At 34.8% G+C, this 644-nt stretch carries 1 rRNA gene; it reads right to left on the reverse strand.

What is annotated here, in order from left to right:
* Positions 1-644: ribosomal RNA gene (locus UIA24_RS23075) — 23S ribosomal RNA — on the reverse strand; the annotation flags it as partial.

The following is a 644-nucleotide window of genomic DNA, read 5'->3' on the forward strand; positions in this document are numbered from 1 at the left end:
GACGTCTTCGATTTCAGTTGTGTTACCACAATGATATCCAATACGCAGTAAAGTAATATTAAACTTTTTCCCTTTCGGAATTAGAAAATACTTGTAATGGCTTTCACCAATTTTCTTTTTTCGAGGTTAATCTTTTCCTTAGGATCGACTAACCCATGACCAATTGCTGTTCTCATGAAACCTTTCTCTTCTTCGGTCTTCAAGAATTTTACTTGAATATTTGCTACTACCACCAAGATCTGCACTAAATGCAATTTCATTTAGAATCACTTCTACAACTTTTTAATTACATTCACGTTCACCTACTCGTTAATGTCCAATATTACACTAACGGTAGAGTTTAAGTATTTAGCTTGAGCGTCATCGATTTTCAGGGCAAATTCATTTGGCAGGTAAGTTATTACACACTTCTTAGCGGATATCGACTTCCATGACCACCGTCCTGCTGTCTAAATAAATCAACACCTTTTATGATTTCTAAATTAGCTAACATTCCGACACTTTAACTCTACGATCGGTTCATTCCGCATCGCCAGTTCTGCTTACCAAAAATGGCCCACTAAGCATTGTTCCATTTATATTAAAGTATAGTTTAAAAAAGTACTTTAATTTCTTACAACTTCAAAGTTTGAGAATCAAACACA

The sequence above is a fragment of the Pseudomonas sp. AL 58 genome (genome assembly GCF_036348395.1).
Classification (GTDB): Bacteria; Pseudomonadota; Gammaproteobacteria; order Pseudomonadales; family Pseudomonadaceae; genus Aquipseudomonas; species Aquipseudomonas defluvii.